Origin of the sequence: Variovorax sp. J2P1-31 (assembly GCF_030317215.1) — a bacterium.
Taxonomy (GTDB): domain Bacteria; phylum Pseudomonadota; class Gammaproteobacteria; order Burkholderiales; family Burkholderiaceae_C; genus Variovorax.
Genome location: NZ_JASZYA010000004.1, coordinates 185,564 through 211,140, shown reverse-complemented (window position 1 = coordinate 211,140; position 25,577 = coordinate 185,564). Strand labels below are relative to the sequence as shown.

The following is a 25,577-nucleotide window of genomic DNA, read 5'->3' as shown; positions in this document are numbered from 1 at the left end:
GCCCGGCCTGCACCGCGCGGGCTCAGTCCGCCAGGTAGCTGCCCGATTTGCCGCCGTGCTTCTCGAGCACGCGCACGTCGGTGATGGTCATGCCGCGGTCGACCGCCTTGCACATGTCGTAGATGGTCAGCAGCGCGACCTGCACCGCGGTCAGCGCCTCCATCTCGACGCCGGTGGGGCCGACGGTCTCGACCGTGGCGGTGCACACCACCTGCGGCACGCCGCCCTCGGCCAGCGCGAAGGCCACGGCCACGCGGGTCAGGGCCAGCGGGTGGCACAGCGGGATCAGGTCGCTGGTCTTCTTGGCCGCCTGGATGCCGGCGATGCGCGCGATGCCCAGCACGTCGCCCTTTTTCGCGCTGCCCGATTCGATCAGCGCCAGCGTATGGGCCTGCATCTCGATGCGGCCGGTGGCCACGGCCACGCGGTGGGTCGCGGGCTTGGCCGCCACGTCCACCATGTGGGCCTGGCCGTGGGCGTCGAAGTGGGTAAGGGTACTCATGGGTGAACTGTCGCTCCGGTTGTGCATCATACGAGGCCGTTTCGCTCCCGGAGATGCCGCCCCCATGCCGCAATGGACCGCCGTTCGCACTGCCCGCCCCGCCTGGCGCCGGGCCTGCGTGGCCCTGCTGATCGCCAGCCAGTGCCTGCTGCCGCCGCTGGCCCGTGCGCAGCTGCTGCCCGGCATGGGCGACGGCGGCGAGATGACGGCCGCGGCCGAACGCCGGCTCGGCGACCAGATCGCGCGCGAGCTCTACCGCGACCCCGACTTCATCGACGACCCGGTGCTGGTCGACTACGTGCAGTCGGTCTGGCAGCCGCTGATGGCCGCGGCGCGCGTGCGCGGCGAGCTCACGCCCGAGCTCGACGAGCGCTTCGCCTGGGCCGTGCTGCTGGGCCGCGACCGCAGCATCAACGCCTTCGCGCTGCCCGGCGGCTACCTGGGCGTGCACCTCGGCCTGATCGCCGTCACCGACAGCCGCGACGAGCTCGCCACCGTGCTGGGCCACGAGCTCTCGCACGTCACGCAGCGCCACATCGCCCGCATCATGGCCAAGCAGAGCCGGCAGATGCCGCTGCTGTTGGCGGCGATGGTGCTGGGCATGATCGCGGCCGGCAAGAGCCGCAACGGCGACGCGGGCCAGGCGGTGCTGATGGGCAGCCAGGCGCTGGCCATGCAGAGCCAGCTCGACTTCTCGCGCGACATGGAGCGCGAGGCCGACCGCGTCGGCTTCGGCGTGATGACGCAGGCCGGCTTCGCGCCCCAGGGCGCGGCCTCGATGTTCGAGAAGCTGCAGTACGCCTCGCGCCTCAACGACAACGGCTCCTACCCCTACCTGCGCAGCCATCCGCTCAACAGCGAGCGCATCGCCGACATGCAGGCGCGCTTCCAGTTCCGCGGCGAAGGCTCGGCCGTGCCCGCGGCCGGAACCGTGCCGGCCGCCGCGGCCAAGCCGGTGCTGAAGATGGACCACGCGATGATGGCCGCGCGCGCCCGCGTGCTGTCGCGGCCCGGGGCCGACGTGCTGCGCCAGGGCGTGGAGGCGGCCGGTGGCACCGATTTCGCGCGCCGCGCGCCCGCGCAGCAGGCCGGCCTGCTGTACGCCGGGGCGCTGGGCGCGAGCGAACTGCACGATCCGCGCACGGCCCGCCGGCTGGCCGACCGGCTCACGGCGTTGGTGGCGGCCGATCCGGCTGCGGCGCTGCAGGCCCGGCTGCTGAGCGCCGAGCTCTACCTCGCGGCCGGCGCGGCGCCGCAGGCCGCGGCCCTGCTGGAGCCAGGGGCCGCGCCGCGCACCCGCGCCGAGCTGCTGCTGGCGGCGCAGGCCGCCGTGGCCCTGCGCCAGCCGGGCCCGCTGGTGGCGCCCCTGCGTGACTGGGTCGCGCTGCACCCGCGCGACGCCGGCGCCTGGCACGCGCTGTCCACCCTCTACGGCGCGCAGAACGACGCGCTGCGCGCCGTGCGCGCCGATGCCGAGGCCAATGTCGCGGTGCTCGACTATGCGGGCGCGCGCGACCGCTTCAAGGCCGCCCAGGACCTGGCGCGGGGCGGCGGCGACCACTACGAAGCCTCGATCATCGACACCCGTGCCCGGGCCGTGGACGCACTGCTGCAGCAGCAGCAGGCCGATCCGCCGTTGCGTTGACGCCGAAGTTCGCGCCGATTGCGGAGCAATGCCCGTTGCAGCGCAGCAATATTGAGCCGAAACCGCGCCGCGTGAAACACAATGTAGCTATTGTGTTTTCAAAAACCCTGTCCGACGTCTTCGACGCCCAGTGCAGCGCACACCCCGAGCGTCCGGCCTATGTCTTCCTTCGCGACGACCTTTCGGTGGCCGAGCAGCGCAGCCACGCCGAGCTGGCGGACGAGGTGCGCGCGCTGGCGCAGGGCCTGGCGGCCATCGCGCGGCCGGGCGACCGGGTGCTGCTGGCCCTGCCGCCCGGGCTGGACTTCGTGCGGGCCTTCTGGGCCTGCCTGCGCGCGGGCTGCGTGGCGGTGCCGGTGCCGGCGCCCGACCCCGTGCGGTTGCTGCGCAGCGCGCCGCGCCTGCGCGGCATCCTGGACGACACCGCCGCCGCGCTGGTCTGGACCTCGGCCTCCTTGCGCGAGGCGGCCCGCCAGGTCTTCGAGCCCGGAATGTTCACCGCCGCCCGCTGGATCGCCGCCGACGACCTGAACGGCACGGCGCCCCTGCCGGCGCCCGCGGCACCGGAGGCGCTGGCCTACCTGCAGTACACCTCGGGCTCGACGCTGGCGCCGCGTGGGGTGCGGGTGAGCCATGCGCAGGCGCTGGCCAACGTGCGGGCGCTGCACGCCGCCACCCGGGTCGATGCGCACAGCCGGGTCCTGACCTGGCTGCCGCATTTCCACGACTACGGCCTGATCTTCGGCGTGCTCGCGCCCTTCTGCGCGGGCGCCACCAGCTGGATGATGTCGCCGCTGGCCTTTCTGCGCCGGCCCCTGCGCTGGCTGGACGCGATCGGCGCGCTGCGCATCACCCATTCCGGCGCCCCGCCCTCGGCCTTCCTGGCCTGCCTTCGCGCGTTGGACGGCGCGGCGCCGGCCGCCGATCTCTCGTCGCTGGTCGCGCTGAGCTGCGGGGCCGAGCCGATCCGTGCCGAGACGCTCGAGCGCGTGCTGGCCGATTTCGGCCGCGCCGGCCTGCGGCCCGAGGCCCTGCTGCCGGCCTACGGCCTGGCCGAGACGGTGCTCGGCGTGAGCACCTCTCAACCCGACCGGCCGCCGCTGCTGCTCGCCGTCGACGCGGCCGCGCTGCTGCATGACCGCGTCGTGCCGCGCGATGGCGGCGCGGGATCGGTCCGGCTGGTCGGCTGCGGCCCGCCGCTGGCGGACACCGAGGTGCGGATCGTCGATGCCCTCACCGGCGCCGCGGCGGCGGCCGATGCCGTGGGCGAGATCTGGGTGCGCTCGCCCAGCGTGGGCGACGGCTACTGGCGCCAGCCGGCGCTGTCCGATGCGACCTTCGGCGGCCGGCTGCCCGATGGCCGCGGGCCCTTCCTGCGCACCGGCGACCTGGGCTTCCTGCACCAGGGCGAGCTCTTCGTCGCCGGTCGGCTCAAGGACCTGGTGATCGTCCATGGCGGCAACCACTACCCCCAGGACCTCGAATGGAGCGCCGAGCGCGCCCATCCCGCGCTGCGCACCGGCTACGGCGCGGCCTTCGCGGTCGACACGCCCGATGGCGAAGCGCTGGTGCTGGCGCTGGAGACCGAGCGCCGCGCGTCGGCGCCCGATGCCGACGCCGTGGCGGCCGCGGTGCGGCGTGCCATCGGCGAGGCGCACGGCCTGCCCGTGGAAGCCGTGGTGCTGGTGCGCTCGGGCTCGCTGCCGCGCAGCTCCAGCGGCAAGATCCAGCGTCGGCGCACGCGCGAGCTCTACCTGGAGAACCGGCTCGACATGCAGGCCGTCGTGGCGCGCGACGCCAGCGGCGATCCGGCACTGCAAGCCGATGCCGACGCCCCGGCGCGCGCGCTGCACCTGATGCCGCGCGACGCGCCCGAGCAGGCGGTGTGGGACATCTGGCGCGAGGTGCTCGACACCACCGCCTTCGGCGTGCACGAGAGCTTCTTCGAACTCGGCGGCACCTCGCTGCTGATGACGCAGGTGGCCACGCGCGTGAGCCAGCAGATGGGCATCGAGCTGCCGCTGGCCGACCTGTTCGAGCACACCAGCGTGGCGGCGCTGGCCGACCATGTGACCCGCCTGCTCGCGGCCGCCGGCGACAGCGCGCCGGTGCCGGTCGCGGCACCGGTGCGGGTGCCGCGCGACGGCCCGCTGCCGGTGTCGCTGTCGCAGCGGCGCATGTGGGTGATCCAGCAGTTCGACCCGGCCTCCTCGGCCTACAACGTGGCGGTCTCGGTGCGGCTGCGCGGCGCGCTCGACGTCGCGCTGCTGCAGCGCGCCTTCGACCTGATGGTCGCGCGCCACGAGAGCCTGCGCACCCGCCTGATCCTCGACGGCGCCGGCCCGGTGCAGCGCATCGCGCCCTCGGCCTCGTTCGCCATCGAGCAGATCGACCTCTCCGAGCGGCCCGACCGCGTGGCCCAGGCCCGCGTGCTGCTGGGCGAGCGCCTGGCCGCGCCCTTCGACCTCGCGCAGGCGCCGCTGCACCGTGCCAGCCTGCTGCGCTTCGACGCCCGCGACCATGTGCTGCTGTGGGTCATGCACCATGCGATCGCCGACAACTGGTCCTTCGCGGTGCTGATGCGCGAGGCGCTGGCCGCCTATGCCGCCTGGCAGGCGGGCCGCACGCCGCAGCTCGACCCGATCCCGGTCGAGTACGCCGACTACGCCGCCTGGCAGCGCAGCCCGGCCGCGGTGGCGCAGCGGCAGCCGCAGCTGGCCTACTGGCGCGCCCGCCTGGCCCGGCTCGCGCCGCTCGACCTGCCGACCGACTTCGCGCGCCCGCAGCGGCCCAGCTTCCGCGGCGCCCGGGTCTCGGCCGCGCTGCCCGTGGGACTGCGCTCGGCCGTGCGCGCCTACTGCGCGCGCGCGTCGGTCACGCCCTTCGTGGTGCTGCTCGCGGCCTTCAAGCTGATGCTGACGCGCCAGGCGCGCAGCACCGACATCGCGGTCGGCACGCCGGTGGCCAACCGCCACCGCTTCGCCGCCGAGCACCTGGTCGGCACGCTGGTCAACACGCTGGTGATGCGCACCGATCTTTCCGGCGACCCGAGCTTCGACGGGCTGGTCCAGCGCGTGCGCGAGACCGCGCTGCAGGCCTATGCCCACCAGGAAGCCCCGTTCGACGAACTGGTCGAGTCGCTGGGCCACGACCGTTCGCTGCATCCCGAAGGGCTGGTGCGCGTGCTGTTCAACGTGCTCAATGCGCCGCTCGGGCGGCTCGACCATGCGGGCCTGGAGGTGGAGGAGTTCCCCTTCGAGCGCACCACCGCGCAGTTCGACCTGTCGGTGCACATCGACACCGAGTTCACCCACCGCATCCACCTCGAGTACGCGAGCGACCTGTACGCGCCCGCGACCGCCGAGCGCATGCTCGAGAACTACCTGGCGCTGCTCGAGCGGCTGCTGGCCCGGCCCGCGGCACCGCTGTCGGCGATGGCCATCGTCGCGCCGGCCCAGCGCGCCTTCCTGCGCGAAGGCTGGAACGCCACGCAGGCGGCGCTGCCACCCGAGCAGACGGTGCATCGCTACCTGGCGAGCGCCGCGGTCGCGCCCGAGACGGTCGCGGCCGTCGATTCGGCCGGCCTGCGGCTGAGCTACGGCGAACTCGCGGCGCGCTCCAATGCGCTGGCCCGTGCGCTGCGCGCGCGCGGCATCGGGCGCGGCCATCGCGTCGGCCTGGGCGTGGCGCGCGACACGGCCATGCTGGTGGCGCTGCTGGGCGTGCTGAAGTCGGGCGCGGCCTATGTGCCGCTGGACCCGGACTTCCCCGCCGAGCGGCTGCGCTTCATGGCCGCGGACGCGGGCCTGTCGGCCCTGCTGACGCGCGGCGTCGCGCCCGACGGCCTGGCCGACAGCAGCGTGACGCGGCTGAGCCTCGACGACGATGCGCTGCTCGCCGGCCACGCGCGCGAGCCGCTGGCGCCCGACGCCCTGCACGATGCCGGGCCGCTCGATCCGGCCTACATGATCTACACCTCGGGGTCGACCGGCCGTCCCAAGGGCGTGGTGGTGCCGCACCGCGCGGTGGTCAACTTCCTGGCCAGCATGGCGCGCGAGCCCGGCCTCACGGCCGACGATCGGCTGCTGGCCGTGACCACGCTGTCCTTCGACATCGCGGTGCTCGAACTCCTGCTGCCGCTGGCGGTGGGCGCGCGGGTGGTGATCGCCGACGCCGAGCAGGTGCGCGATCCCTACGCGTTGAGTGCGCTCGGCGTGCGCCAGGAGGTCACCGCCCTGCAGGCCACGCCCACGCTGTGGCGCATGCTGCTCGATGCGGGCTGGCGCCGTCCCGCCGGCAGCACGCGCTTCCAGGCGCTGATCGGCGGCGAAGCCCTGCCGCCGGCCCTGGCCGAGCGCCTGCTGGCCAGTGGCGTGACGCTGTGGAACATGTACGGGCCGACCGAGACCACCGTGTGGTCCACCGTCTGGCGCGTCGCGGCGCCGCGCGCGGGCATCGCGATCGGCCGGCCCATCGCCAACACCGACGTGCAGGTGCGCGACGTGGACGGCCAGCTGTGCCCGATCGGCGTGGCCGGCGAACTCTGCATCGGCGGCCTGGGCGTGACGCTGGGCTACCACCAGCGCGACGCGCTGACGGCCGACCGCTTCCCGCCCGATGCCGACGGCATGGCGCCCGAGGCCCGCTGCTACCGCACCGGCGACCTGGGCCGCTGGCGCCACGACGGCCAGCTCGAGCACCTGGGGCGCCTCGACCGCCAGGTCAAGCTGCGCGGGCGGCGCATCGAGCTCGGCGAGATCGAAGCGGTGCTGCTCGACCATCCGGACATCGTGGAGGGCGTGGTCGCCACCCATGCGCCGCGCGAAGAGGACCTGCAGCTGGTGGCCTACCTGGTGCCGCGCGGCGCGCCGCCCGATGCGGCCGCGCTGCGGGCCTACCTGCGCACGCGGCTGCCCGAGTACATGCTGCCGCAGCAGCTGGTGTGGCTCGACGCGCTGCCCCTGCTGCCCAACGGAAAGATCGACCGCCATGCGCTGCCGGCGCCACGGACCGAAGCCCGTGCGCAGCCGACCGCGCGCAGGGCGCCGCCGACGACGGCGCCGGAACGGGCCATCGCCGCCATCTGGTGCGAGTTGCTGGGGATCGAGGCGGTCGGGCTGGAGGACAACTTCTTCGACCTGGGTGGCCATTCGCTGCTGGCGATGCGCGCCGTGGTCGCGATCCGCGAACGGCTCGGCTGGCAGGTCCAGCCGCCGCGCATGGTTTACGAGACGCTGGGCCAGCTGGCCCGCGAAGAGAACCTCAGCGCTTCGTGAGGCCGCCCAGCGCGGCTTCGATCAGCAGGCGCAGCAGCGAGTAGATCAGCGAGCCGATCAGCGCGGCCACGAAGCCGTTGACCACGAAGCCGCTGAGCAGGCCCGAGGCGGCCCAGAACATCAGCGCGTTGATCACGAACAGGAACAGGCCCAGCGTGACCAGCGTGACCGGCAGCGTGAGCACGATCAGCACCGGCCGCACCACCATGTTGAGCAGGCCGATCACCGCCGCCGCGATCAGCGCCGAGGTGAAGCTGCTCACCTGCACGCCCGGGTAGATGTAGGTCACCGCCAGCAGGGCCAGCGCGCTCAGGAGCCATTGGATGATCAGTCGCATGCGGGCCAGCATACCCGAGGGCCGCGCGTGCACAAAGCACAACGGCCGCCCGAGGGCGGCCGTTGCGGCTGGACGCGAGACGCGCCTTACGGGCCTTGCTCGCCTTACTCGGCGAGTTCGTTCGCCAGCACCAGCAGGGCGCCCAGTCCCAGGGTCGCGCCCGGCAGCGCCCAGCCGGGATGGCCGACCGGCTTCTGGCCCGGCGTCACCGGTTCCATCTCCACACCCAGCTTCGGGCGGCGCGCATCGATCACGCGGGCCGCGCCGTGCTCGAGCTTGAGGCGCTGCGTCAGGTCGGTCAGCGAGCCCTGGGCCAGCACCGGCGTCACATCGTCACCCGGTCCGCGCAGCAGCGGCAGCACCTGTTCCTGCACCTTCGCGAACCACTTGCCGCGCCAGTTCTCCCGCGCGCTGTGGCTCACCCATTTGCTGATGCGATGCGTCATGCGCGGTGCGCAGGCCACCAGCACCCAGTGCTTGGCACCGGCACTCACGGTCTCGGCCGGCGCCTTGGCGAGAAACTCGCGGGCGTAGGCCGCGTCGTCGACAAACAGAATGATTTTTTCCACGATGCGCTCCTTGTGATAGTCAGAGTAAGAGAGACCCGGGACCCGAAATCAGACGGCGGCCGCTTCGTGCGCCTTCGGCCGGCGCGAGGCCACCCACTTGCCGATGGCCAGCACGACCAGCGCACCCGCGATGCCGGCGGCGTACTTGATGGTGTCGGTCTGCGGAATCTTCGGCACCCAGGTCCAGGCGTCCAGGCGGACGACGGCGGGGTCGGAAATCAGCATCGTGCCGGCGATCCAGCCCAGCAGCATGCCGCCCAGCGTGATGATCATCGGGAAGCGGTCCATGAGCTTGATGACCAGCTGGCTGCCCCAGACGATGATCGGGATGCTGACCAGCAGGCCGAAGATCACGAGCGGCATCTGGTGGCCTTCGCCCGCACCCTGTGCGGCGCCGGCGATGGCGATCACGTTGTCCACGCTCATCACGAGGTCGGCAATGATCACGGTCTTGACGGCGGCCCACAGCTTGTCGCTGCCGGCGATGTTGCCGTGCGCGTCGTCATGGTCGGGGGCCAGCAGCTTGATGCCGATCCAGACCAGCAGCAGCGCGCCGATGATCTTGAGGAAGGGGATCGCGAGCAGCGTGAGCGCGAAGAAGATCAGGATCACGCGCAGCAGGATGGCGCCGGCGGTACCCCAGAGGATGCCCTTGGTGCGCTGTGCCGGCGGGAGCTTGCGGCAGGCCAGCGCGATCACCACCGCGTTGTCGCCGCCCAGAAGGATGTCGATCATGATGATCTGACCGACCGCGACCCAGAATTCCGGGGTCATGAATTGTTCCATTGGATTCCTCTTTTCGTTTCGATTCACCGATCAGGATCGGATCGACGCGGTGGAACGAGGCCCGGAATCTCCGGAACGCGCAATCGCTTCGATCCAACCCTTGCAGGTTCAAATCGAAGGTCTTGCTCGGCCGCGCAGCGCGCGGCCCGACAGGCCGGAAGTTGTTGTGCTTCGTATTGACGACCTGGCGATACCCGCGGCGTGAACCGCAGGCGGGAGCTACTCCCCTTCGTGGCGCGAATTAGAGCATCCGCGGCGCGGGTGTGGCAACCGGCCGTCCGGCGCCCTCAAGAAAAAGCGTCCAGGAATCGTTGCCACCGCTGGTTTTGTTGCTCTGGAAATGAGAGCGCCCCATATCCTTGGGGCAACCCGGGACTTTGCCGAACTATGATGCCGTCCCTGCATTTTTTCCTTTCCATGGCCGCCATTCACATCACCGACATCGAGGCCGCCATCAACCACTGGCGCGAGAAGAAACCCTCGCCCGACGGCATCACGCTCGCGCCCGAGTTGCGCGCGCTGGCCAAGGTCTACGCCCTGATGGTCTACTACCACGAGGACGAGGTCGACGAGGTCGGCTTCCCCGCCGAGGCCTGGACCGCCTGGCTCGCCTGGTACGACACCACCATCGACACCCCCTGCATCGCGATCTGCTCCACCAGCCAGGGCGACGACGAATGCAAGGGCTGCGGCCGCAGCTTCGACGAGGTCCAGTACTGGCCCGCGATGACGCCGGCCGAGAAGCGCCAGACCTGGCGCCGCATCACGATGGAAGACAAGGCCTGGCGCTTCAACACCTACGCCGAACGGGCCCGCGAGAACGCGCCCGACGACGACGCGGCCGATCCGCCCGCGCCGGACTGAGCCGACGATGCGCCGGCTGGCCCAGGCCCCCAACCTCGCGATCGCGACGCTCTGGGCGCATGCGCTGCGCGAAGAAGGCCTGGCCGTGTCGGTGCAGCGCGAGTACCTGGGCGCGGTGGTCGGCCAGCTGCCGCCCGACCAGTGCCTGCCCGAGGTCTGGATCGAGGACGACGATCAGTTCGATGCCGCCACGCGCGCGCTGCGCGAGCTGCAGAACCGGCCGCAGCGGCGCTGGCATTGCAGCTGCGGCGAACTGGTCGAAGGCGGCTTCGAGCAATGCTGGCAGTGCGGCGCCATGATGCCGACCTTGCCTTGACCGCCTACCTCTTCGTCCTCGCCGTGGGCCTGCTGGCCGGCGCCGTCAGCGGCGTGATCGGCACCGGCTCCTCGCTGATGCTGCTGCCGGTGCTGGTCTGGGCCTTCGGCCCCAAGCAGGCGGTGCCGATCATGGCCGTCGCGGCCGTGATGGCCAACCTGGCGCGCGTGCTGGCCTGGTGGCGCGAGGTCGACTGGCGCGCCTTTTTCGCCTATGCGGTGCCGGGCGCGCCGGCCGCGGCGCTGGGTGCGCGCACGCTGATCGCGCTGCCGCCGGCGGCGATCGATCTCGGGCTCGGCCTGTTCTTCCTCGCCATGGTGCCGTTGCGCCACTGGCTGCGCGCGCGCGACTTCCGCGTGCGGCTGTGGCAGCTCGCGCTGGCGGGCGCGGTCATCGGCTACCTCACCGGGCTGGTGCTCTCGACCGGCCCGCTCAGCGTGCCGGTGTTCGCGGCCTACGGGCTGGTGCAGGGCGCCTTCCTCTCGACCGAGGCGATGTCCTCGCTGGCGCTCTACGTGAGCAAGGTGCTGGCCTTCGGCGGCATGGGGGCCTTGCCGCTGCCGCTGCTGCTGCAGGGCCTGCTGGTGGGCGCGTCGCTGATGGCCGGCACCTTCATCGGCAAGGCGGCGGTGCTGCGCCTCGGGCCGCGCGCCTTCCAGTATCTGATCGACGGGCTGCTGCTGTGCTCGGGCACCGCGCTGCTGCTGGCCGCCTTCAGGCACGGCGGCTAGCCGGCTAGCGCAGCCGCTGCAGCTCGATGTCGATGCTGTTCTTGCCGTCGCCCAGCATCAGCGTGTTTTCCTGGATCGTCGCCTGCAGCTGCATGCTGCGTTGCGCCAGCGCCGCCACGGCCTGCGAGGTCTCGCTGGCGATGCGCCACACCTGCAGGTTGTCGGGCCGCGTGAGCTTGTTCTCGATGCCCTTCCACCAGATGCCGGCCGCGTGGCTGAAGCAGTAGAGCAGCACCTCGTCGGCCTTGCCGCAGGCCTTGAGCAGCGGCTTGTCCTCGGGCTGGCCGACCTCGATCCAGACGCGCGTGCGGCCGGTGAAGTCGCGCAGCGACACGTCGGGGTCGTCGGGGTTCGACAGGCCGGCGCCGAAGCCCAGCACGCCGTCGCCGTCGCACACGCTCTGCAGCTTGTGGGCGTTGAGGGCCAGCGCGATGAGCCGGACCATCATGCGTTCGTCGTTCTCGCTCGGATGGCGCGCGAGCGTGAGGGCGTGGTCGGCGTAGTAGCCGTGGTCGATGTCGGCGACCGCGAGGTTCGCCTTGAAGATGGTTGATTTGAGCGCCATGGGTGCGCGAGTGTATGCGCGCGCGGCGCACACACCCGGCACGCTGCCGCCTAGAACGCGACCGACGCCTGCAGGTACACCGTGCGCGGCTGGCCCACGTACTTGCCGCCGTTGTTGTCGACCGAGCGGGTGAAGGTCTGGCGGTCGAACAGGTTCTTCACGCCGACCGCGAGCTTGAGCTGGTTCAGCGCGGGGCCGAAGTCGTAGCCGGTGCGCAGGTTGACGGTGGCGAAGCCCGGGATGTCGCCCAGCCGGCCGCTCGCGTCTTCCAGCGTGGTGTAGCTCGCGCCCGGGTCGGGCGAACCCGGCGAGCGCTGCTTGCTCTGCGCGAACAGGTCGGCGTTGACCGTCCACGGGCCGCGCTCGTAGCGCGCGCCGAGCGAGGCCACCTGGCGCGAGTAGAAGGGCAGGTCGCGGCCGGCGAACACGCCGGCCTTCGAGATCGCCTGCGTGTAGGTGTAGGTGGCCGACACCGACAGGCCCTTGAGCGCGGGGTTCAGGTCGCCCAGCTGGTAGCGCAGCCCCGATTCGATGCCGCGATGCCGGGTGGCGCCGAGGTCGGTCCAGGTGCCGTCGCCCACGATGGAGCGGGCCAGCTGCAGTTCCTTGTCGAAGTCGACGTTGAACAGCGTGAGCTCGCCGCTCAGGGCCTCGCCCTTGTAGTGCGTACCGATTTCGTAGGTGGTGGCCTTCTCGGGGTGCAGGCCGGAGGTCGACTGCGCAAGCTGCGCGTACTGCTGCGGCCCGAAGGACACGCCGGCGTTGGCGAACAGCGACCACTTCGCGTCCACGCGGTAGAGCACCGACAGCGTCGGCAGCACCTCGTTGGCATCGACCTTCGGGTTCAGCACGCCGGTGATCGTGCCGCCGGCCAGGTTGGTCACGTCGTTGAAGGTGCGGATCGATTCGTAGCGCACGCCGGGCGTGACGGTCCAGTTGCCGAAGTCGATCCGGTCGTCGATGTAGAAGGCGTGGGCGGTGGTGCCGCCGGCGCTGGTCTGGTAGACGTTCTGCGCCAGCGTGTTGGCGTCGAAGCCCACGCGCGGCCGGTAGTAGCTGCTGCGCGAGGCCACTTCCGAGCTGGCCTCCTTGAGGTAGCGGTAGCCCACGCTGACTTCCTGCACCACGCTGCCCGAGTCGATGAGGCGCGAGTAGCGCGGCTCGAGCGCGAAGGTGTGGTAGCTGCGCGGGGCCGCGGTCAGGCGGCGCTGGCCGGCGGTGGTGCCGCTGCCGTCCTGCTCGATGTGGCTGCCGCGGAAGGAGTCGGTGTAGTAGGTCAGCAGCTCGAACTTGTTGACGCCGTCGTTGTGCGTGTACTTGATCGAGCCGTCGGTGCGGCGGCCGGTGAAGTCGTCGAAGGGGCGGGTCGACTGGTACGGGTCGGCCGCGTACTGCGCGCTCGTCAGGCCGCCGGGCATGCTGCCGCTGCCTTCGAAGTGGTGCAGCGACAGCGCGATGTCGTCGGTCTTCGAGATGCGGTAGGCGCCCTTGAGCATCAGGTCGTCGATGTCGGTGCGGTCGTTGGCGGCGCGGTAGCCCTGGCCGTGCGTGCCCGAGTACAGCAGAGCGAGGCCCAGGCCCTTGTCGTTGGTGCCGCCGATGAACAGGTTGGGCGTGCTCTTGGTGCCGCCGCCGTGGCTCGCGCTCTCGACGCCCACGCTGGCCTCGCCCGCGAACTGCTGCGGGATCGCGCGGGTCACGAAGTTGATGATGCCGCCGACGTTCTGCGGCCCGAAGCGCACCGAGCCCGCGCCGCGCACCACGTCGACCGCCTCCAGGTTGCCCAGCGACAGCGGCGCCAGCGACAGCTGGGGCTGGCCGTAGGGCGCATAGGCCAGCGGCACGCCGTCGAGCAGGATGGTGGAGCGCGGCGACAGCCGCGAGGTCAGGCCGCGCACGCCGACGTTGAGCGAGACGTCGCTGCCGCCGGTGCCGTTGCTCTCCTGCACCTGCACGCCGGGGATCTGGCGCAGCACGTCGCGCACGTTGGCCGAGCCGCTCTCGCGGATCTGCTGGCGCTCGACGATGGTGCGCGCACCCGGGTGCTCGAGCACCTTGGTCTCGGTGGGCGTGCCCAGCCAGTCGCCGGTGACGGTGACCGCATCGAGCGAATCGTTGGCGCCGGCCGGCGGGGCGGTGGCGGCATCGGCCGCGAAGGCCTGGAAGCTGACGGGGAACAGCGCCATCACCAGGGCGGCGCACTTTCTCTTCTGGAACACGGGGACTCCTCGGGGTCGAACGATCAGGAAACAGGGGGGCGGCGCGCGTCGGCGGCCGCGGCCGCGGCGGGGCTCGGCGCGCGGCGGCGCCACCAGAGCCAGACGCCGGTGAAGCTCAGGCCGGCCAGCACCAGGCCCAGCAGCGCCGTGACGGCCTCGTGCAGCGGGCCGCCAAGCACGCCGGTGTGCAGCGGATAAATGATGGCCACCGCGCCGGAGCCGGTGTCCAGGTCCTGCCAGCGGCGCGTGGCCAGCACCTCGCCGGTCAGCGGATGCAGCCAGACCGAGCTGATGCCGTTGGGGTGCGGGTCGTCGGCGAGCCGGAAGCGCACCCGCAGCGGCCGGTCGGGGCCGGCCGGCACCTGCACGTAGCCGATGGGCTGGCCCGGGAACACCTGCTGGGCGCGCGCCACCAGCTCGTCCAGCGTCAGGTGGGGGCCCTGCGCCGGGCCCTTGGGCACCTTGGGCGGCTTGATTGGCGTCTGGCCGAGCGTGGCGGAAATGACGTCGCCCAGCGGCCGCCAGGCCATGTAGGCGCCGGTGAAGACCGAGACCGCGATCAGCAGGCCCAGCACCGCGCCGCCGGTGCGGTGCAGGTCGAACAGCCCGCGCAGCAGGCCGCGGTCGAGCGCGATGCGCAGCGAGGGCGGCCAGCGCCTGGGCCACCAGAGCACCAGCCCGGTGGCCAGCAGGAACAGGTAGGCCAGCGCGGTGAAGGCCAGCACGCCCTTGCCGGTGTCCTCGAGCAGCAGGCTGCTGTGGAGCTCGAACAGCAGGTTGTAGGCGCCCTCGTGCGTGCCGCGCCGCCCCTGCTCGGCGCCGGTCGCGGGGTCGAGGTAGAGCGTGCCGTCCCAGGGGCCGCGCACCAGCACCCACAGGGTCTCGCCGGGTTCGCGCGGGGGGCGCAGGGTCATGCGGGTCTTGGGCCCGAACTCGGCCACGATGCGCTGTCGCAGGGGCTCGAGCGGCAGCGCGGCCGCGCCCGCGGGGCTGGCGGCGGTGAAGAAGGCGGGGTGGGCCAGCCGGTCGAGCGGCAGCGCGACCACCAGCACGGCGCCGAGCAGTGCGGTGAGGCCGAGCAGGGGACCGAGGGTGAGGCCGATCCAGCGGTGAAGGCGAAGCCAGAGGCGTCTCAGGGGAGCGCGCGCCATGAAGCCAGGGACCGAAGTCCCGTCAAAAAGTCGTTGGCTGGCGCGCCGCGAGAGGCGCGTTGGCTGGGAGGTTGCCCGTCGGACAGGGCGCCGGGGTCGTGTAGGACCCGGCGCCGCGCCGCGCGAGGGCTCAGATTCTACGGGCGAGTTCGCCGGCCTTGCCGGTGTAGCTGGCCGGCGTCATGGCCAGCAGACGGTCTTTCTCGGCCTGCGGGATCTCGAGCGAGCGGATCAGCCCGTGCAGCGCCTCGGCCGTCACGGTCTTGCCGCGCGTGACTTCCTTGAGCTGCTCGTAGGCGCCCTGCACGCCGAAGCGGCGCATCACGGTCTGGATCGGCTCGGCCAGCACTTCCCACGAGGCGTCGAGGTCGTCGGCCAGCGACTCCTCGTTGATCTCCAGCTTGCCCAGGCCGGTGGCCAGGCTGGCATAGGCCAACGTCGCGTAGCCGAAGGCCACGCCGATGTTACGCAGCACCGTGCTGTCGGTCAGGTCGCGCTGCCAGCGGCTGATCGGCAGCTTCTCGCTCAGGTGGCGCAGCACCGCGTTGGCCAGGCCCAGGTTGCCTTCGGCGTTCTCGAAGTCGATCGGGTTGACCTTGTGCGGCATGGTCGACGAGCCGATCTCGCCCTTCTTCAGGCGCTGCTTGAAGTAGCCCAGGCTCACGTAGCCCCAGATGTCGCGCGAGAAGTCGATCAGGATGGTGTCGGCGCGGGCCACCGCGTCGAACAGTTCGGCCATGTAGTCGTGCGGCTCGATCTGGATGCTGTAGGGCTGGAAGGTCAGGCCCAGGCCCAGCGGGGCCGGCGTCTCGATGACCTTGCGGCTGAAGCTTTCCCAGTCGAACTCGGGCCAGGCGGCCAGGTGGGCGTTGTAGTTGCCCACCGCGCCGTTCATCTTGCCCAGCAGCTGCACGCCGGCGATCTGGTCGCGCGCCTTGGAAAGGCGCACCGCGACGTTGGCGATCTCCTTGCCGACGGTGGTCGGGCTGGCGGTCTGGCCGTGGGTGCGCGCCAGCATCGACACGTCGGCGAACTGGTGCGCCATCTCGCGCAGCTTGGCGACCAGGCCGTCGAGCGCGGGCAGCAGCACTTTTTCGCGCGCGGCCTGGATCTGCAGCGCGTGGCTGGTGTTGTTGATGTCCTCGCTGGTGCAGGCGAAGTGCACGAACTCGGCCGCGCTCAGCAGCTCGGGCCGGGCTTCGAAGCGCGACTTGATCCAGTACTCGACCGCCTTCACGTCGTGGTTGGTGGTCTTCTCGATCTCCTTGATGGCCAGCGCGTCGGCCTCGGAGAAGTTGGCGACCAGGCCCATCAGGTACTTGCGGGCACCGGGCGTGAGCGGCTTGAACTCGGCAAAGCCGCAGTCCGACAGGGCGATGAACCAGGCCACCTCGACCTGCACGCGACGGTGCATGTAGCCCTGTTCGCTCATCAGGGGGCGCAGCGCGGCCAGCTTGGCGGCGTAGCGGCCGTCGAGGGGGGAAAGGGCGGAAACGGTGGAGAAGCTCATGGGCCCAATTTTAGGCGGGCCGCCGCCGGGCCTACTCGGCCGCGGCTTTGAAGAAGGCGATGCGCTCGGCCGTGGCCGGGTGGGTGGCGAAGGCCATGCCGATCGAGCCGCCCTGGGCGCGGCCGCCCGGCTGCGTGCCACGCCAGCGCTCGATGGCCTCGAAGAAGCCCGCCATGGCGCGCGGCGAGATGCCGGCCGCGCGCATCAGCCGCACCGATTCCTCGTCGGCCTCGCGTTCGGCATCGCGCGAATAGCCCAGCGTGGCCAGCAGCACCGGCGCGGTGCCGATCAGCGTGCCGAAGTCGCCGAAGGCCACCGAGACCGCGAAACCGACCGCCGAGGCCTGGACCAGCTGGCGCATGGTGTGGCGCAGCCGCACATGGCCGAACTCGTGGGCCAGCACGCCCAGCACCGCGTCGTCGTCGCCCGGCAGCAGCTGCACCAGCGCGTCGGTGAGCACGATGGTGCCGCCCGGCAGCGCCAGCGCGTTGGGGCCCAGCGCCTTGTCGCGGCCCTGGCGGAACTGCAGGTTCCAGGGCGGCGCGCCCTCGGGGTGCGCGGCCTCGACCATGCGGGTGAAGGCGCGCTGCAGGCGTTCCTGGTCGGCCACGGGCAGCGCGCTCGGGCGCAGCATGGTGTCGTCGAGCTGGGCCAGCGTCCGGGTGCCGATCAGCGCATCGACCCGGTGCGGCACCAGGGCCGTCACGCCGCGCGCCGCCCAGGGCAGGCCCCACTGGTACATCGCGCCCACGGCGGCCAACAGCAGGAGCAGCCCCACGGCCACGCCGCGCCAGCTCTGCTGCGCGCGCACCACGCGGCTTTCGGTCGCGCCCACCTGCTGCGCGACCCAGGCGTCCCATTGCGCCACGTCCTGCGCCTGCAGGCTGGCGCCGCCGGGCAGCGCCAGCAGCCGGCCGCCGTGGCGCGTGCGTTCGGGCCAGCGCAGGCCGGCCAGCGGCACGGCGAAGGGCGTGGCCGCGCCGTCCCCGAGCGGCGTGACCTGCAACCGCGCACCGGCGATGGCCAGGCGCGCGCGCTGGGGCCTGCTGCTGAGGCCATCGAAATAGCGCGCCTCCAGCGCCTCGCTCACGGCGTTCAGAGGCCGATGTCCATGCCGAACAGGTCGGCCGCCATGTCGCCGACCGCCGCCGGGTTCTCCTGGCTGCCGGTGCGCGTGAGGGCGTCGAGCGAGCCGCGGGTCTCGAGCGTCACGGCCTCCAGGCGCGCGCGCCGCGTGTGGACCACGGCGAAGGGCCAGTACAGGCCCAGCGTGAGGAAGATCAGCAGGAAGTTCTTCAGCTGCAGGCCGATGTAGGGGCCGAGCTTCATCTGGCTGTCGAAGCGCAGCACCGGGTTGCCGGTGGCCGACCAGAACAGGTTCTGCAGCCGCACCTGCAAATAGGACTGGGGCAGGATGTTGAACAGCAGCACGCCGCCGATCGCGAACAATCCCAGCAGCGTGAGGATGGCGGCGCTGGCCCCGGCCTTGCGGCCGATCAGCCCGAGCGAGGCGAAGAGCCCGAAGACCAGCGCCATGCCGACCAGGGCGAGCAGGCCCAGCCCGAGCATGCGCAGGAAGACGCCGTAGACGCTGCCGGCCCTGGCCGTGAGCCGCGTCTGCAGGCCGCCGAGCGTGAAGTGGTCGTGCTGGTAGCGGCGCAGTTTCCAGAGGAAGAAGGGAAAGCTGGCCGCGAAGGCCAGCATGCCGAAGCCGATCAGGCCCGACGCCAGCGGCGAAGGCTCCCGGCTGCCGGGGTCCACCGTCAGGCCGGCGAGGGCCAGCGGCAGGATGGCCAGCATCAGCGGCGGCAGCATCGCGCCATAGGCGCCGGCCCGGTCGCCCGCGAAGTGGAAGCGCAGCCCGCGCCAGCTCGTGTTGGCCAGCCGGAAGCGCAGCGAGGCGTGGAACAGCGCCGGCCACAGGCCCACGAAGGCCACGGCCGCCAGCAGCTCCGCCCAGCCCGAGAAGGCGCCGGCCACCAGGTAGGCGATCAGGAAGGTCCCGGCGATCAGCGTGCCGCGCAGCATCCGCGCCGGCTCGCCATGGAAGTCGAGCGCATCGCCGCCGACCCAGGTGTTGGCGTAGAAGTATTTGAGCTTGCGCACCTTGGCCCAGGGCAGGTAGATCCCCAGGGTGACCACGGTCAGCAGCAGGTTGACGATCCAGATCCGGAAGTACTCGCTGCCGCTGGCCGTGAAGCGCACGGGGTGGCGTTCGGGGGCCGTGGCGGCCGCTGTGTCGATGTCCATGGCTTTTTTCGCTCCCTCGTTGGTGATGCGCCACGATTCTGCACGCGCGGTCGCCCGCGGTCGCCAAGGCGCGCGGCACGGCGCGGCCTCACACTAGAATCAAAGCGCTACAGAACGAGGATTCCCCGAGGGGGGAAAGAGAGAGAGACCCAATGAAACTGATCGGATCTGCCGCCAGTCCCTACGTGCGCAAGGTGCGGGTGGTCATGGCCGAAAAGCGGCTCGACTATCAGTTCGCCATCGAGGATGTCTGGTCGGCGGACACTGCCATCGCCAGTTCCAATCCGCTGGGCAAGGTGCCTTGCCTGGTGATGGAAGGCGGCGAAGCCATGTTCGATTCGCGCGTGATCGTCGAGTACCTGGACACGATGTCGCCGGTCGGCAAGCTGATCCCGCAGCAGAGCCGCGAGCGCGCCGAGGTCAAGACCTGGGAGGCGCTGGCCGATGGCGTGATGGACGCCGGCGTGCTGCTGCGCCTCGAAGCCACCTGGGCGCACCGCGCCGAAGGCGAGCGCAGCCAGGCCTGGATGGACCGCCAGCGCGGCAAGGTCGTGGCCGGCATCGCCGCCATGGCCAAGGGCCTGGGCGACAAGCCCTTCTGCAGCGGCATCCACCTGAGCCTGTCGGACATCTCGGTGGGCTGCGCGCTGGGCTGGATCGAGTTCCGCTTCCCCGAGATCGACTGGCGCGGCCAGCACGCCAACCTGGCGAAGCTGCAGGACAAGCTGATGCTGCGCCCCAGCTTTGCCGAAACCAAGCCCTGAGCACGCCGCTGCCTCGGACATGGAAAAAAGCGCCGCGAGGCGCTTTTTTCATGGGCGGTCGTGTTGCGCTCAGGCCGCTTCGCGCTCGCCCTGCGGGTGGCGCCACTTGGCCAGCAGCGCGGTCCAGCGCGTGCGCGCGGCCGCCAGGTTGCGCTCCTTCACGTGGCCGTAGCCGCGGATCTGCTCGGGCAGCTTCGCGATCTCCAGCGCCACGTCGTGGTTGGCGGCGTTCAGGCCGGCGATCACTTCCTCGATGCTGGCGCGGTACTCGCCGATCAGCGCGCGCTCGGTCTTGCGTTCCTCGGTGCGGCCGAAGATGTCGAAGGCCGTGCCGCGCAGGCCCTTGAGCTTCGCCAGCAGCTTGAAGCCGGTCAGCATGGCCGGGCCGAACTTCTGCTTCTGCAGCTCGCCCTTGGCGTTCTTCTTGGCGATGATCGGCGGCGCCAGGTGGTAGTTGAGCTTGAAGTCGCCTTCGAACATGCCGTTGACGCGGTCGAGGAAGCTGCGGTCGGTGTGCAGCCGCGCGACTTCGTACTCGTCCTTGTAGGCCATCAGCTTGAACAGGTAGCGCGCCACCGATTCGCTCACCGTGGCCTTGCCCACCGCCGCCGTCTCGGCCTGCTGCACCTTGGCGACGAAGGCCCGGTATTGCTCCGCATAGGCGGCGTTCTGGTAGGCCGTGAGGAACTCGACGCGGCGCTTGACCAGGCCGTCGACCGTCTCGCGCTTCTTGAACTCGATCACCTGGCCCGGCGACACCAGCTTCTGCACCGAGCCCAGGTCGTTCGCCGCGCGGCGGCCCCATTCGAAGGCCGTCTTGTTGTTCTCGATCGCGACGTTGTTGAGCTCGATCGCGCGCATCAGCGACGCGTACTCGAGCGGCAGCCAGCCCTTCTGCCAGGCGTAGCCCAGCAGCATCGGGTTGGCGTAGAGGCTGTCGCCCATCAGCGAGACCGCGGCGGCATCGGCGTCGAAGCTGCCCAGGCCGTCCAGGCCCACGATGCGGGCGATCTGGTTGGCGCAGTCGTCCTGCGGGTTCTGCCAGTTGGGGTTGCGCACGAAGGCGGCGGTCGGCGTGCTGTGGCTGTTGAGCGCCACGTGCGTGCGGCCTTCGAGCATGCGGGCCAGCGTCTCGGCGTTGACCGCCACCAGCGGGTCGGCCGCCAGGATCAGGTCGGCCGCCGCGGTGCCCACGCGCGTGGTGCGGATCGCGGCCTGCGATTCGCCGATCAGCGCGTGGCTCCAGGTCGCGCCGCCCTTCTGCGCCAGGCCGGCCGCGTCCTGCGTGACGATGCCCTTGCCCTCGATGTGCGCGGCCATGCCCAGCAGCTGGCCGATGGTGATCACGCCGGTGCCGCCGACGCCCGCCACCACCACGCCCCAGACCTGGTCGCGCGCGAGCTGCGGCACGGCCGGCTCGGGCAGCGGGCCCAGTTCGAAGGGCGAGTTGGCCTTGTTCTTGGCCTTCTTCTTGAGCGCGCCGCCCTCGACCGTGACGAAGCTCGGGCAGAAGCCCTTGAGGCAGCTCATGTCCTTGTTGCAGCTGCTCTGGTTGATGGTGCGCTTGCGGCCGAATTCGGTCTCCAGCGGCTCCACCGACAGGCAGTTGCTCTGCACGCTGCAGTCGCCGCAGCCTTCGCACACCAGCTCGTTGATCACCACGCGCTTGGCCGGGTCGACGGCGGTGCCCCGCTTGCGGCGGCGGCGCTTCTCGGTCGCGCAGGTCTGGTCGTAGATGATCGCGGTGGTGCCCTTGATCTCGCGGAACTCGCGCTGGATCTCGTCGAGCAGGTCGCGGTGCTTGATCTCGGGATCGCCCGCCACCTTCACGCCCTCGTACTTCTCGGGCTCGTCGGTGACGATCACGATCTTCGCCGCGCCTTCGGCCTGCAGGCTCTGCGCGATCTGCAGCACCGAGTGGCCCTCGGGGCGCTCGCCCACGGTCTGGCCGCCGGTCATGGCGACCGCGTCGTTGTAGAGGATCTTGTAGGTGATGTTCACGCCGGCCGCGATGCTCTGGCGGATCGCGAGCAGGCCGCTGTGGAAGTAGGTGCCGTCGCCCAGGTTGGCGAAGATGTGCTGGTCGGTGGTGAAAGGCTGCTGGCCCATCCATGGCACGCCCTCGCCGCCCATCTGCGTGAAGCCGATGGTGCTGCGGTCCATCCAGGTCGCCATGTAGTGGCAGCCGATGCCGCCCAGCGCGCGCGAGCCCTCGGGCACCACGGTGCTGGTGTTGTGCGGGCAGCCCGAGCAGAACCAGGGCAGGCGGTCGGCGCCCTGCACGCCGCCGAGCTTGAGCACGTCCATCGAGCGCTCCTTGGCCTCGAGGATCGCGAGCTGGGCGTCGATGCGCGCGCGCATGTCGGCACCGGCCTGCTCGAACAGGCCGGTCTTCTTGAGGCGCTGCACGATGGCTTTGGCGATCAGCGCCGGGTTCAGGTCGGCGTTGGCGCGCAGCAGCGTGTGCGAGGTCGGGTTGGGCATCGACCATTCGCCGCCGGAGTAGCCGTCAGCGCCCGCGACCAGGCCTTCGTCGAACTTGCCGACCACGTTGGGGCGCACGTCCGAGCGCCAGTTGTAGAGCTCTTCCTTGAGCTGGTACTCGATGACCTGGCGCTTCTCCTCGACCACCAGGATCTCCTGCAGGCCGGTGGCGAACTGGCGCGTGAGCTGGGCCTCGAGCGGCCACACCACGCCGACCTTGTGCAGCCGGATGCCCAGCTGGCGGCAGGCCGCGTCGTCCAGGCCCAGGTCGATCAGCGCCTGGCGCGTGTCGTTGAAGGCCTTGCCGCTGGCCATGATGCCGAAGCGGTCGTTGGGGCCTTCGATCACGTTATGGTTGAGCTTGTTGGCGCGGATGTAGGCCAGCGCGGCGTACCACTTGTAATGCATCAGCCGCGCTTCCTGGTCCAGCGCATGGTCGGGCCAGCGGATGTGCAGGCCGCCGGGCGGCATCTCGAAGTCGGTGGGGATGACGATCTCGACGCGCTCGGGGTCGATCATCGCGGTGGCGCTGGACTCGACGATCTCCTGGATCGTCTTCATGCCCGACCACACGCCCGAGAAGCGGCTCATGGCGAAGGCGTGGATGCCCAGGTCCAGGATCTCCTGCACGTTGGTGGGGAAGAACACCGGCGTGCCGCAGGCCTTGAAGATGTGGTCGCTCTGGTGCGCGGCCGTGCTGCTCTTGGAGATGTGGTCGTCACCGGCGACGGCGATCACGCCGCCGAACTCGGTGGTGCCCGCCATGTTGGCGTGCTTGAAGACGTCGGAGCAGCGGTCCACGCCCGGGCCCTTGCCGTACCAGATGCCAAACACGCCGTCGAACTTGTTGGTGCCTTGGGGCGAGAAGCCCAGCTGCTGCGTGCCCCACAGCGCGGTGGCGGCGAGCTCTTCGTTCACGCCCGGCTGGAACACGATGTTCTGCGCCTTGAGGTACTTGCTGGCTTTCCACAGCGCCTGGTCGTAGCCGCCCAGCGGCGAGCCGCGGTAGCCGCTGATGAAGCCGGCGGTGTTCTTGCCGTTCTGCTGGTCCCGCAGGCGCTGCAGCATCGGCAGCTTCACGAGGGCCTGCACCCCGCTCATGAAGGCGCGGCCGTAATCGAGGCTGTATTTGTCGTCGAGCGTTACCGTCTCGAGTGCTTTGCGGATGTGCTCGGGCAGCGGGGCATTCATCGTCTTGTCTCCTGGTGGCATGGCCTTGTGGGCCTGGCTGGTGGGTCTGTGCCCGGGTAGGGCATGGACCCCATGGTGCACGCAAAGTGTATGCCTGCACAACCGACAGGTGTTTGCTTTCTACGCCCTTCAAACGACCATTTGGGGAAGATTCTTTCTTAGAATCGACGTAAATGGAAAGCCTCGACAAGTTTGATCTCGCCATCCTGCAAGAACTGCAGGCCGACGGCCGCCTCACCAACGCCGAGCTGGCCCAGCGCGTGGGCCTGTCGGCCGCGCCCTGCTGGCGCCGGGTGCGGGCGCTGGAGGAAGCCGGCTTCATCAAGGGCTACCGCGCCGAGATCGACCGCCACAAGATCGGGCTGGGCGTGCTCGCCTTCGTGCGCGTCGACACCGAGCGCGTGACCCACGAGGCCACGCGCAAGCTGGAGGACGCGATCCGCAAGATGCCCGAGGTGGTGGCCTGCCACTACATCAGCGGCACCGGCACCTTCGAACTGCAGGTGGTGGCCCAGGACCTCGACGGCTTCTCGACCTTCGCCCGCCAGCAACTGATGAACCTGCCCAACGTGAAGGACCTGCACACCAGCTTCTCGCTGGGAGAGGTGAAGGCGAGCCATGCGTTGCCGCTGGGGCACCTGGCTTTGAAGAAGTGAGGGGATCGGACCGGCGGAGCCGCTCGTCATTTACTTGTCAAGCAAACGATGCGCTTGCAAATTGTTGATTCATATGGGTTTTATAGGTGAATGGCGGGGCCTGAAGACGCACTCCATCAAATACCCATCAAGCAAAATTTGGACGGGCCTCAGGCCCATTCCGGCACGTATTTGCGCAGCTTGGACGCAGCATCCGGGTCCATCAGCCGGATCACGCCTGCTTCCAGCGCTTCCTTGAGCAGGCGGGACGCCGTCGCGCTGTTCCTGGGGTCGATGCCGAAGCGCTCCCTGAGCGAGGTGTTGGTCATGGCCTCCCGCTGCACGTGGCGCAGACATGCATGCAGGTAGACCGCCCGAATGCGATCGGCTTTCGTCATCTTGGTCAGGGGCATCGGGGCAAACAAGATGCTGCGCATCGAATCGCCCACCACGTCGAACGACGGCGCCGGCAACTGGTAGAACTCGGTTTCGAAGACAACCTTGTCGACCCCGCTGCCACGCTCCTCACAGATGCCGATGCGGCGCATCAGCGATGCCAGCGCTTCGTTGCGCGAACGTGGCGGGTGGTCCAGCAACCGGTTCGTGTCCACCAGCGGCGGGCCCGGATTGGTGATCTCCATGCGATCCGAGAAGATCTCCACCATCGGCCCGCTTCCGGTCACCGACAAATCCTGGTGAATCAGTGCATTGGCGACCAGCTCGCGAATCGCCAGCTCGGGATACATCGGCACCGTCTTGCGCAAGGCCTGGCCGATCATCTCGTTGCTCGGCAACAAGCCATTGATGAAGCCGATCAGGCCCTCGAAGCCGGCCGCGTAGCCGCGGTTGCCCTCCTGCTCCCGCAAGGTCTGTACCCGGCCGACGCCGTTGTACGCAATGACCCGCACGGCCTTGCGCTGCAGCCGCCCGAAATCCGAAAGGCGCCGTGCAAACAGCATGGCGCCGAGATTGCGAATGCTCCATGTGCCGCCGTCTTCGCGCTCGATCAGATGGTCTTCGTTCAAGGCCTGAAGGATCGCGTCCCTGCCGTTGGGCAGGGGCCGTCCCAGCAGTTCGAAGTAGGCCGGGTAGTCGAGCAGCGCCACGGTCTCGTCCGCGCTCAAGCGCTGCGCGGCCGTCAGGAGTTCAAAGGGCACGGCGTCCAGGATGCGCCACAGCTCACGTTCCTTTTCCTGGAAGTCCTTGAGCCTCTTTTTGTATGAACCGATGCGGATGTGCTCGGTGCCGGCGAACTGCACAGGGTGACGCACCGCACGCGACAGTTCCAGCAGCACCACGCGCATGCCGTCGATGTCGATCGCATGGAATCGAAAGTCGATCTTTGGCGAGAGCTGCCGCAACAGCCAGCTCTCCAACTCCTCGTTGCCGATGCGGCAGGCTGCCGGGTCGAATGTCGTTCCGACGATGGCATGCGCAAGATCTTCGATGCCCCAGACCACATAGGCTTGTGCCTTGCCCTCCAGCGCCGCCGAATTTGCGAGTGCCGAGATGTACTCCCCGATGTCCTGCGGATCGGCCTTGCTCTGCTTGAATTGGAGCCAGCCGGTCTCTCTGGGCAAGGCCGCGAGTTCGTGCACCACGCTGCGCCAATAGTCTTCGTCGCGAATCACGTGCTCTCCTTCGTCGCGCGGCAACTGCGATCCGCGCCCGAGCCCCGCAGATGCATGTCCTGCACTCCCCGTCCGCAGCGGCGAGCTTCTCGCCGATCAGCCCTGGGGCGTTGGCTTCGGGGTGTTGTCATGGGGGCGATTGTCGGGCCAC

20 protein-coding genes are annotated in these 25,577 nt (G+C 70.3%); 8 read left to right on the top strand and 12 right to left on the bottom strand.

Translation table 11 applies throughout. The features are described from left to right. Positions 1–22: 22 nt before the first annotated feature. Positions 23–502 carry a cyclic pyranopterin monophosphate synthase MoaC gene (gene moaC / locus QTI20_RS26470; RefSeq protein WP_183028678.1) on the bottom strand — a complete coding sequence of 160 codons (480 nt, stop codon included), beginning with the start codon at positions 500–502 and terminating at the stop codon, positions 23–25. Between the two features lie 64 nt (positions 503–566). Here moaC and QTI20_RS26465 point away from each other — a divergent pair, with 64 nt between their 5' ends. Further along, on the top strand, positions 567–2,147 hold the full coding sequence (locus QTI20_RS26465; RefSeq protein WP_286555415.1) for a M48 family metalloprotease: 1,581 nt from the start codon (positions 567–569) through the stop codon (positions 2,145–2,147). A 92-nt stretch (positions 2,148–2,239) separates the two neighbouring features. Then, entirely contained in the window at positions 2,240–7,423 is a 5,184-nt protein-coding gene (locus QTI20_RS26460; protein ID WP_286555417.1) for a non-ribosomal peptide synthetase, read from the top strand. Here QTI20_RS26460 and QTI20_RS26455 read toward each other — a convergent pair. The 3 genes from QTI20_RS26455 to QTI20_RS26445 all read right to left on the bottom strand — a co-directional run bounded on the left by QTI20_RS26455 (position 7,410) and on the right by QTI20_RS26445 (position 9,115). Further along, the gene (locus QTI20_RS26455; RefSeq protein WP_286555418.1) at positions 7,410–7,760 is read right to left on the bottom strand and encodes a phage holin family protein; all 351 of its coding nucleotides are present in this window, start codon (positions 7,758–7,760) and stop codon (positions 7,410–7,412) included. The genes QTI20_RS26460 and QTI20_RS26455 overlap by 14 nt on opposite strands. A gap of 104 nt (positions 7,761–7,864) precedes the next feature. Next, positions 7,865–8,329, bottom strand: coding sequence for a hypothetical protein (locus QTI20_RS26450; protein ID WP_286555420.1), 465 nt, complete (start codon positions 8,327–8,329; stop codon positions 7,865–7,867). A gap of 48 nt (positions 8,330–8,377) precedes the next feature. After that, positions 8,378–9,115 carry a TerC family protein gene (locus tag QTI20_RS26445; RefSeq protein ID WP_286555421.1) on the bottom strand — a complete coding sequence of 246 codons (738 nt, stop codon included), beginning with the start codon at positions 9,113–9,115 and terminating at the stop codon, positions 8,378–8,380. Here QTI20_RS26445 and QTI20_RS26440 point away from each other — a divergent pair. From QTI20_RS26440 to QTI20_RS26425, 4 genes are all read left to right on the top strand, one after another. Beyond that, positions 9,102–9,320, top strand: a complete 219-nt coding sequence (locus tag QTI20_RS26440; protein WP_286555422.1) for a hypothetical protein — start codon at positions 9,102–9,104, stop codon at positions 9,318–9,320. The genes QTI20_RS26445 and QTI20_RS26440 overlap by 14 nt on opposite strands. A gap of 212 nt (positions 9,321–9,532) precedes the next feature. Then, complete coding sequence (locus tag QTI20_RS26435) at positions 9,533–9,979, top strand: DUF3717 domain-containing protein (protein WP_183028685.1); 447 nt, start codon at positions 9,533–9,535, stop codon at positions 9,977–9,979. Between the two features lie 7 nt (positions 9,980–9,986). Next, positions 9,987–10,295, top strand: a complete 309-nt coding sequence (locus QTI20_RS26430; RefSeq protein WP_286555424.1) for a putative signal transducing protein — start codon at positions 9,987–9,989, stop codon at positions 10,293–10,295. Then, on the top strand, positions 10,292–11,026 hold the full coding sequence (locus QTI20_RS26425) for a sulfite exporter TauE/SafE family protein (protein ID WP_259652221.1): 735 nt from the start codon (positions 10,292–10,294) through the stop codon (positions 11,024–11,026). Before QTI20_RS26430 ends, QTI20_RS26425 begins: the two co-directional genes overlap by 4 nt. Before the next feature lie 4 nt (positions 11,027–11,030). On the opposite strand, the gene QTI20_RS26420 is transcribed toward QTI20_RS26425, so the two are convergent. The 6 genes from QTI20_RS26420 to QTI20_RS26395 all read right to left on the bottom strand — a co-directional run bounded on the left by QTI20_RS26420 (position 11,031) and on the right by QTI20_RS26395 (position 18,721). Then, complete coding sequence (locus QTI20_RS26420) at positions 11,031–11,591, bottom strand: YaeQ family protein (RefSeq protein WP_183028688.1); 561 nt, start codon at positions 11,589–11,591, stop codon at positions 11,031–11,033. A 50-nt stretch (positions 11,592–11,641) separates the two neighbouring features. After that, complete coding sequence (locus QTI20_RS26415) at positions 11,642–13,777, bottom strand: TonB-dependent receptor family protein (protein ID WP_286555665.1); 2,136 nt, start codon at positions 13,775–13,777, stop codon at positions 11,642–11,644. Between the two features lie 56 nt (positions 13,778–13,833). After that, a complete protein-coding gene (locus QTI20_RS26410; protein WP_286555427.1) occupies positions 13,834–14,961 on the bottom strand; it encodes a PepSY-associated TM helix domain-containing protein in 1,128 nt (375 codons plus the stop codon). Between the two features lie 130 nt (positions 14,962–15,091). Further along, the gene (purB, locus tag QTI20_RS26405; protein ID WP_183028690.1) at positions 15,092–16,471 is read right to left on the bottom strand and encodes an adenylosuccinate lyase; all 1,380 of its coding nucleotides are present in this window, start codon (positions 16,469–16,471) and stop codon (positions 15,092–15,094) included. Positions 16,472–16,502: 31 nt separating this feature from the next. Beyond that, complete coding sequence (locus QTI20_RS26400; protein ID WP_286555429.1) at positions 16,503–17,561, bottom strand: M48 family metallopeptidase; 1,059 nt, start codon at positions 17,559–17,561, stop codon at positions 16,503–16,505. A 5-nt stretch (positions 17,562–17,566) separates the two neighbouring features. Continuing rightward, positions 17,567–18,721, bottom strand: coding sequence for a YjgN family protein (locus QTI20_RS26395; RefSeq protein ID WP_286555430.1), 1,155 nt, complete (start codon positions 18,719–18,721; stop codon positions 17,567–17,569). A gap of 152 nt (positions 18,722–18,873) precedes the next feature. Between QTI20_RS26395 and QTI20_RS26390 the strand changes: the two genes are divergently transcribed. Beyond that, positions 18,874–19,485 (top strand): glutathione S-transferase N-terminal domain-containing protein, encoded by a 612-nt coding sequence (locus QTI20_RS26390; protein WP_286555432.1) that lies wholly within the window; start codon positions 18,874–18,876, stop codon positions 19,483–19,485. A 69-nt stretch (positions 19,486–19,554) separates the two neighbouring features. Here QTI20_RS26390 and QTI20_RS26385 read toward each other — a convergent pair whose 3' ends face one another. Beyond that, the gene (locus tag QTI20_RS26385; protein ID WP_286555434.1) at positions 19,555–23,160 is read right to left on the bottom strand and encodes an indolepyruvate ferredoxin oxidoreductase family protein; all 3,606 of its coding nucleotides are present in this window, start codon (positions 23,158–23,160) and stop codon (positions 19,555–19,557) included. Positions 23,161–23,333: 173 nt separating this feature from the next. Here QTI20_RS26385 and QTI20_RS26380 point away from each other — a divergent pair, with 173 nt between their 5' ends. Next, on the top strand, positions 23,334–23,816 hold the full coding sequence (locus QTI20_RS26380) for an Lrp/AsnC family transcriptional regulator (RefSeq protein ID WP_286555436.1): 483 nt from the start codon (positions 23,334–23,336) through the stop codon (positions 23,814–23,816). Between the two features lie 149 nt (positions 23,817–23,965). Here the strand turns inward: QTI20_RS26380 and QTI20_RS26375 are convergent, their stop codons facing one another. Continuing rightward, positions 23,966–25,426: an ATP-binding protein gene (locus QTI20_RS26375; protein WP_286555438.1), complete on the bottom strand. Its 1,461-nt coding sequence runs from the start codon at positions 25,424–25,426 to the stop codon at positions 23,966–23,968. Positions 25,427–25,577 lie beyond the last annotated feature (151 nt).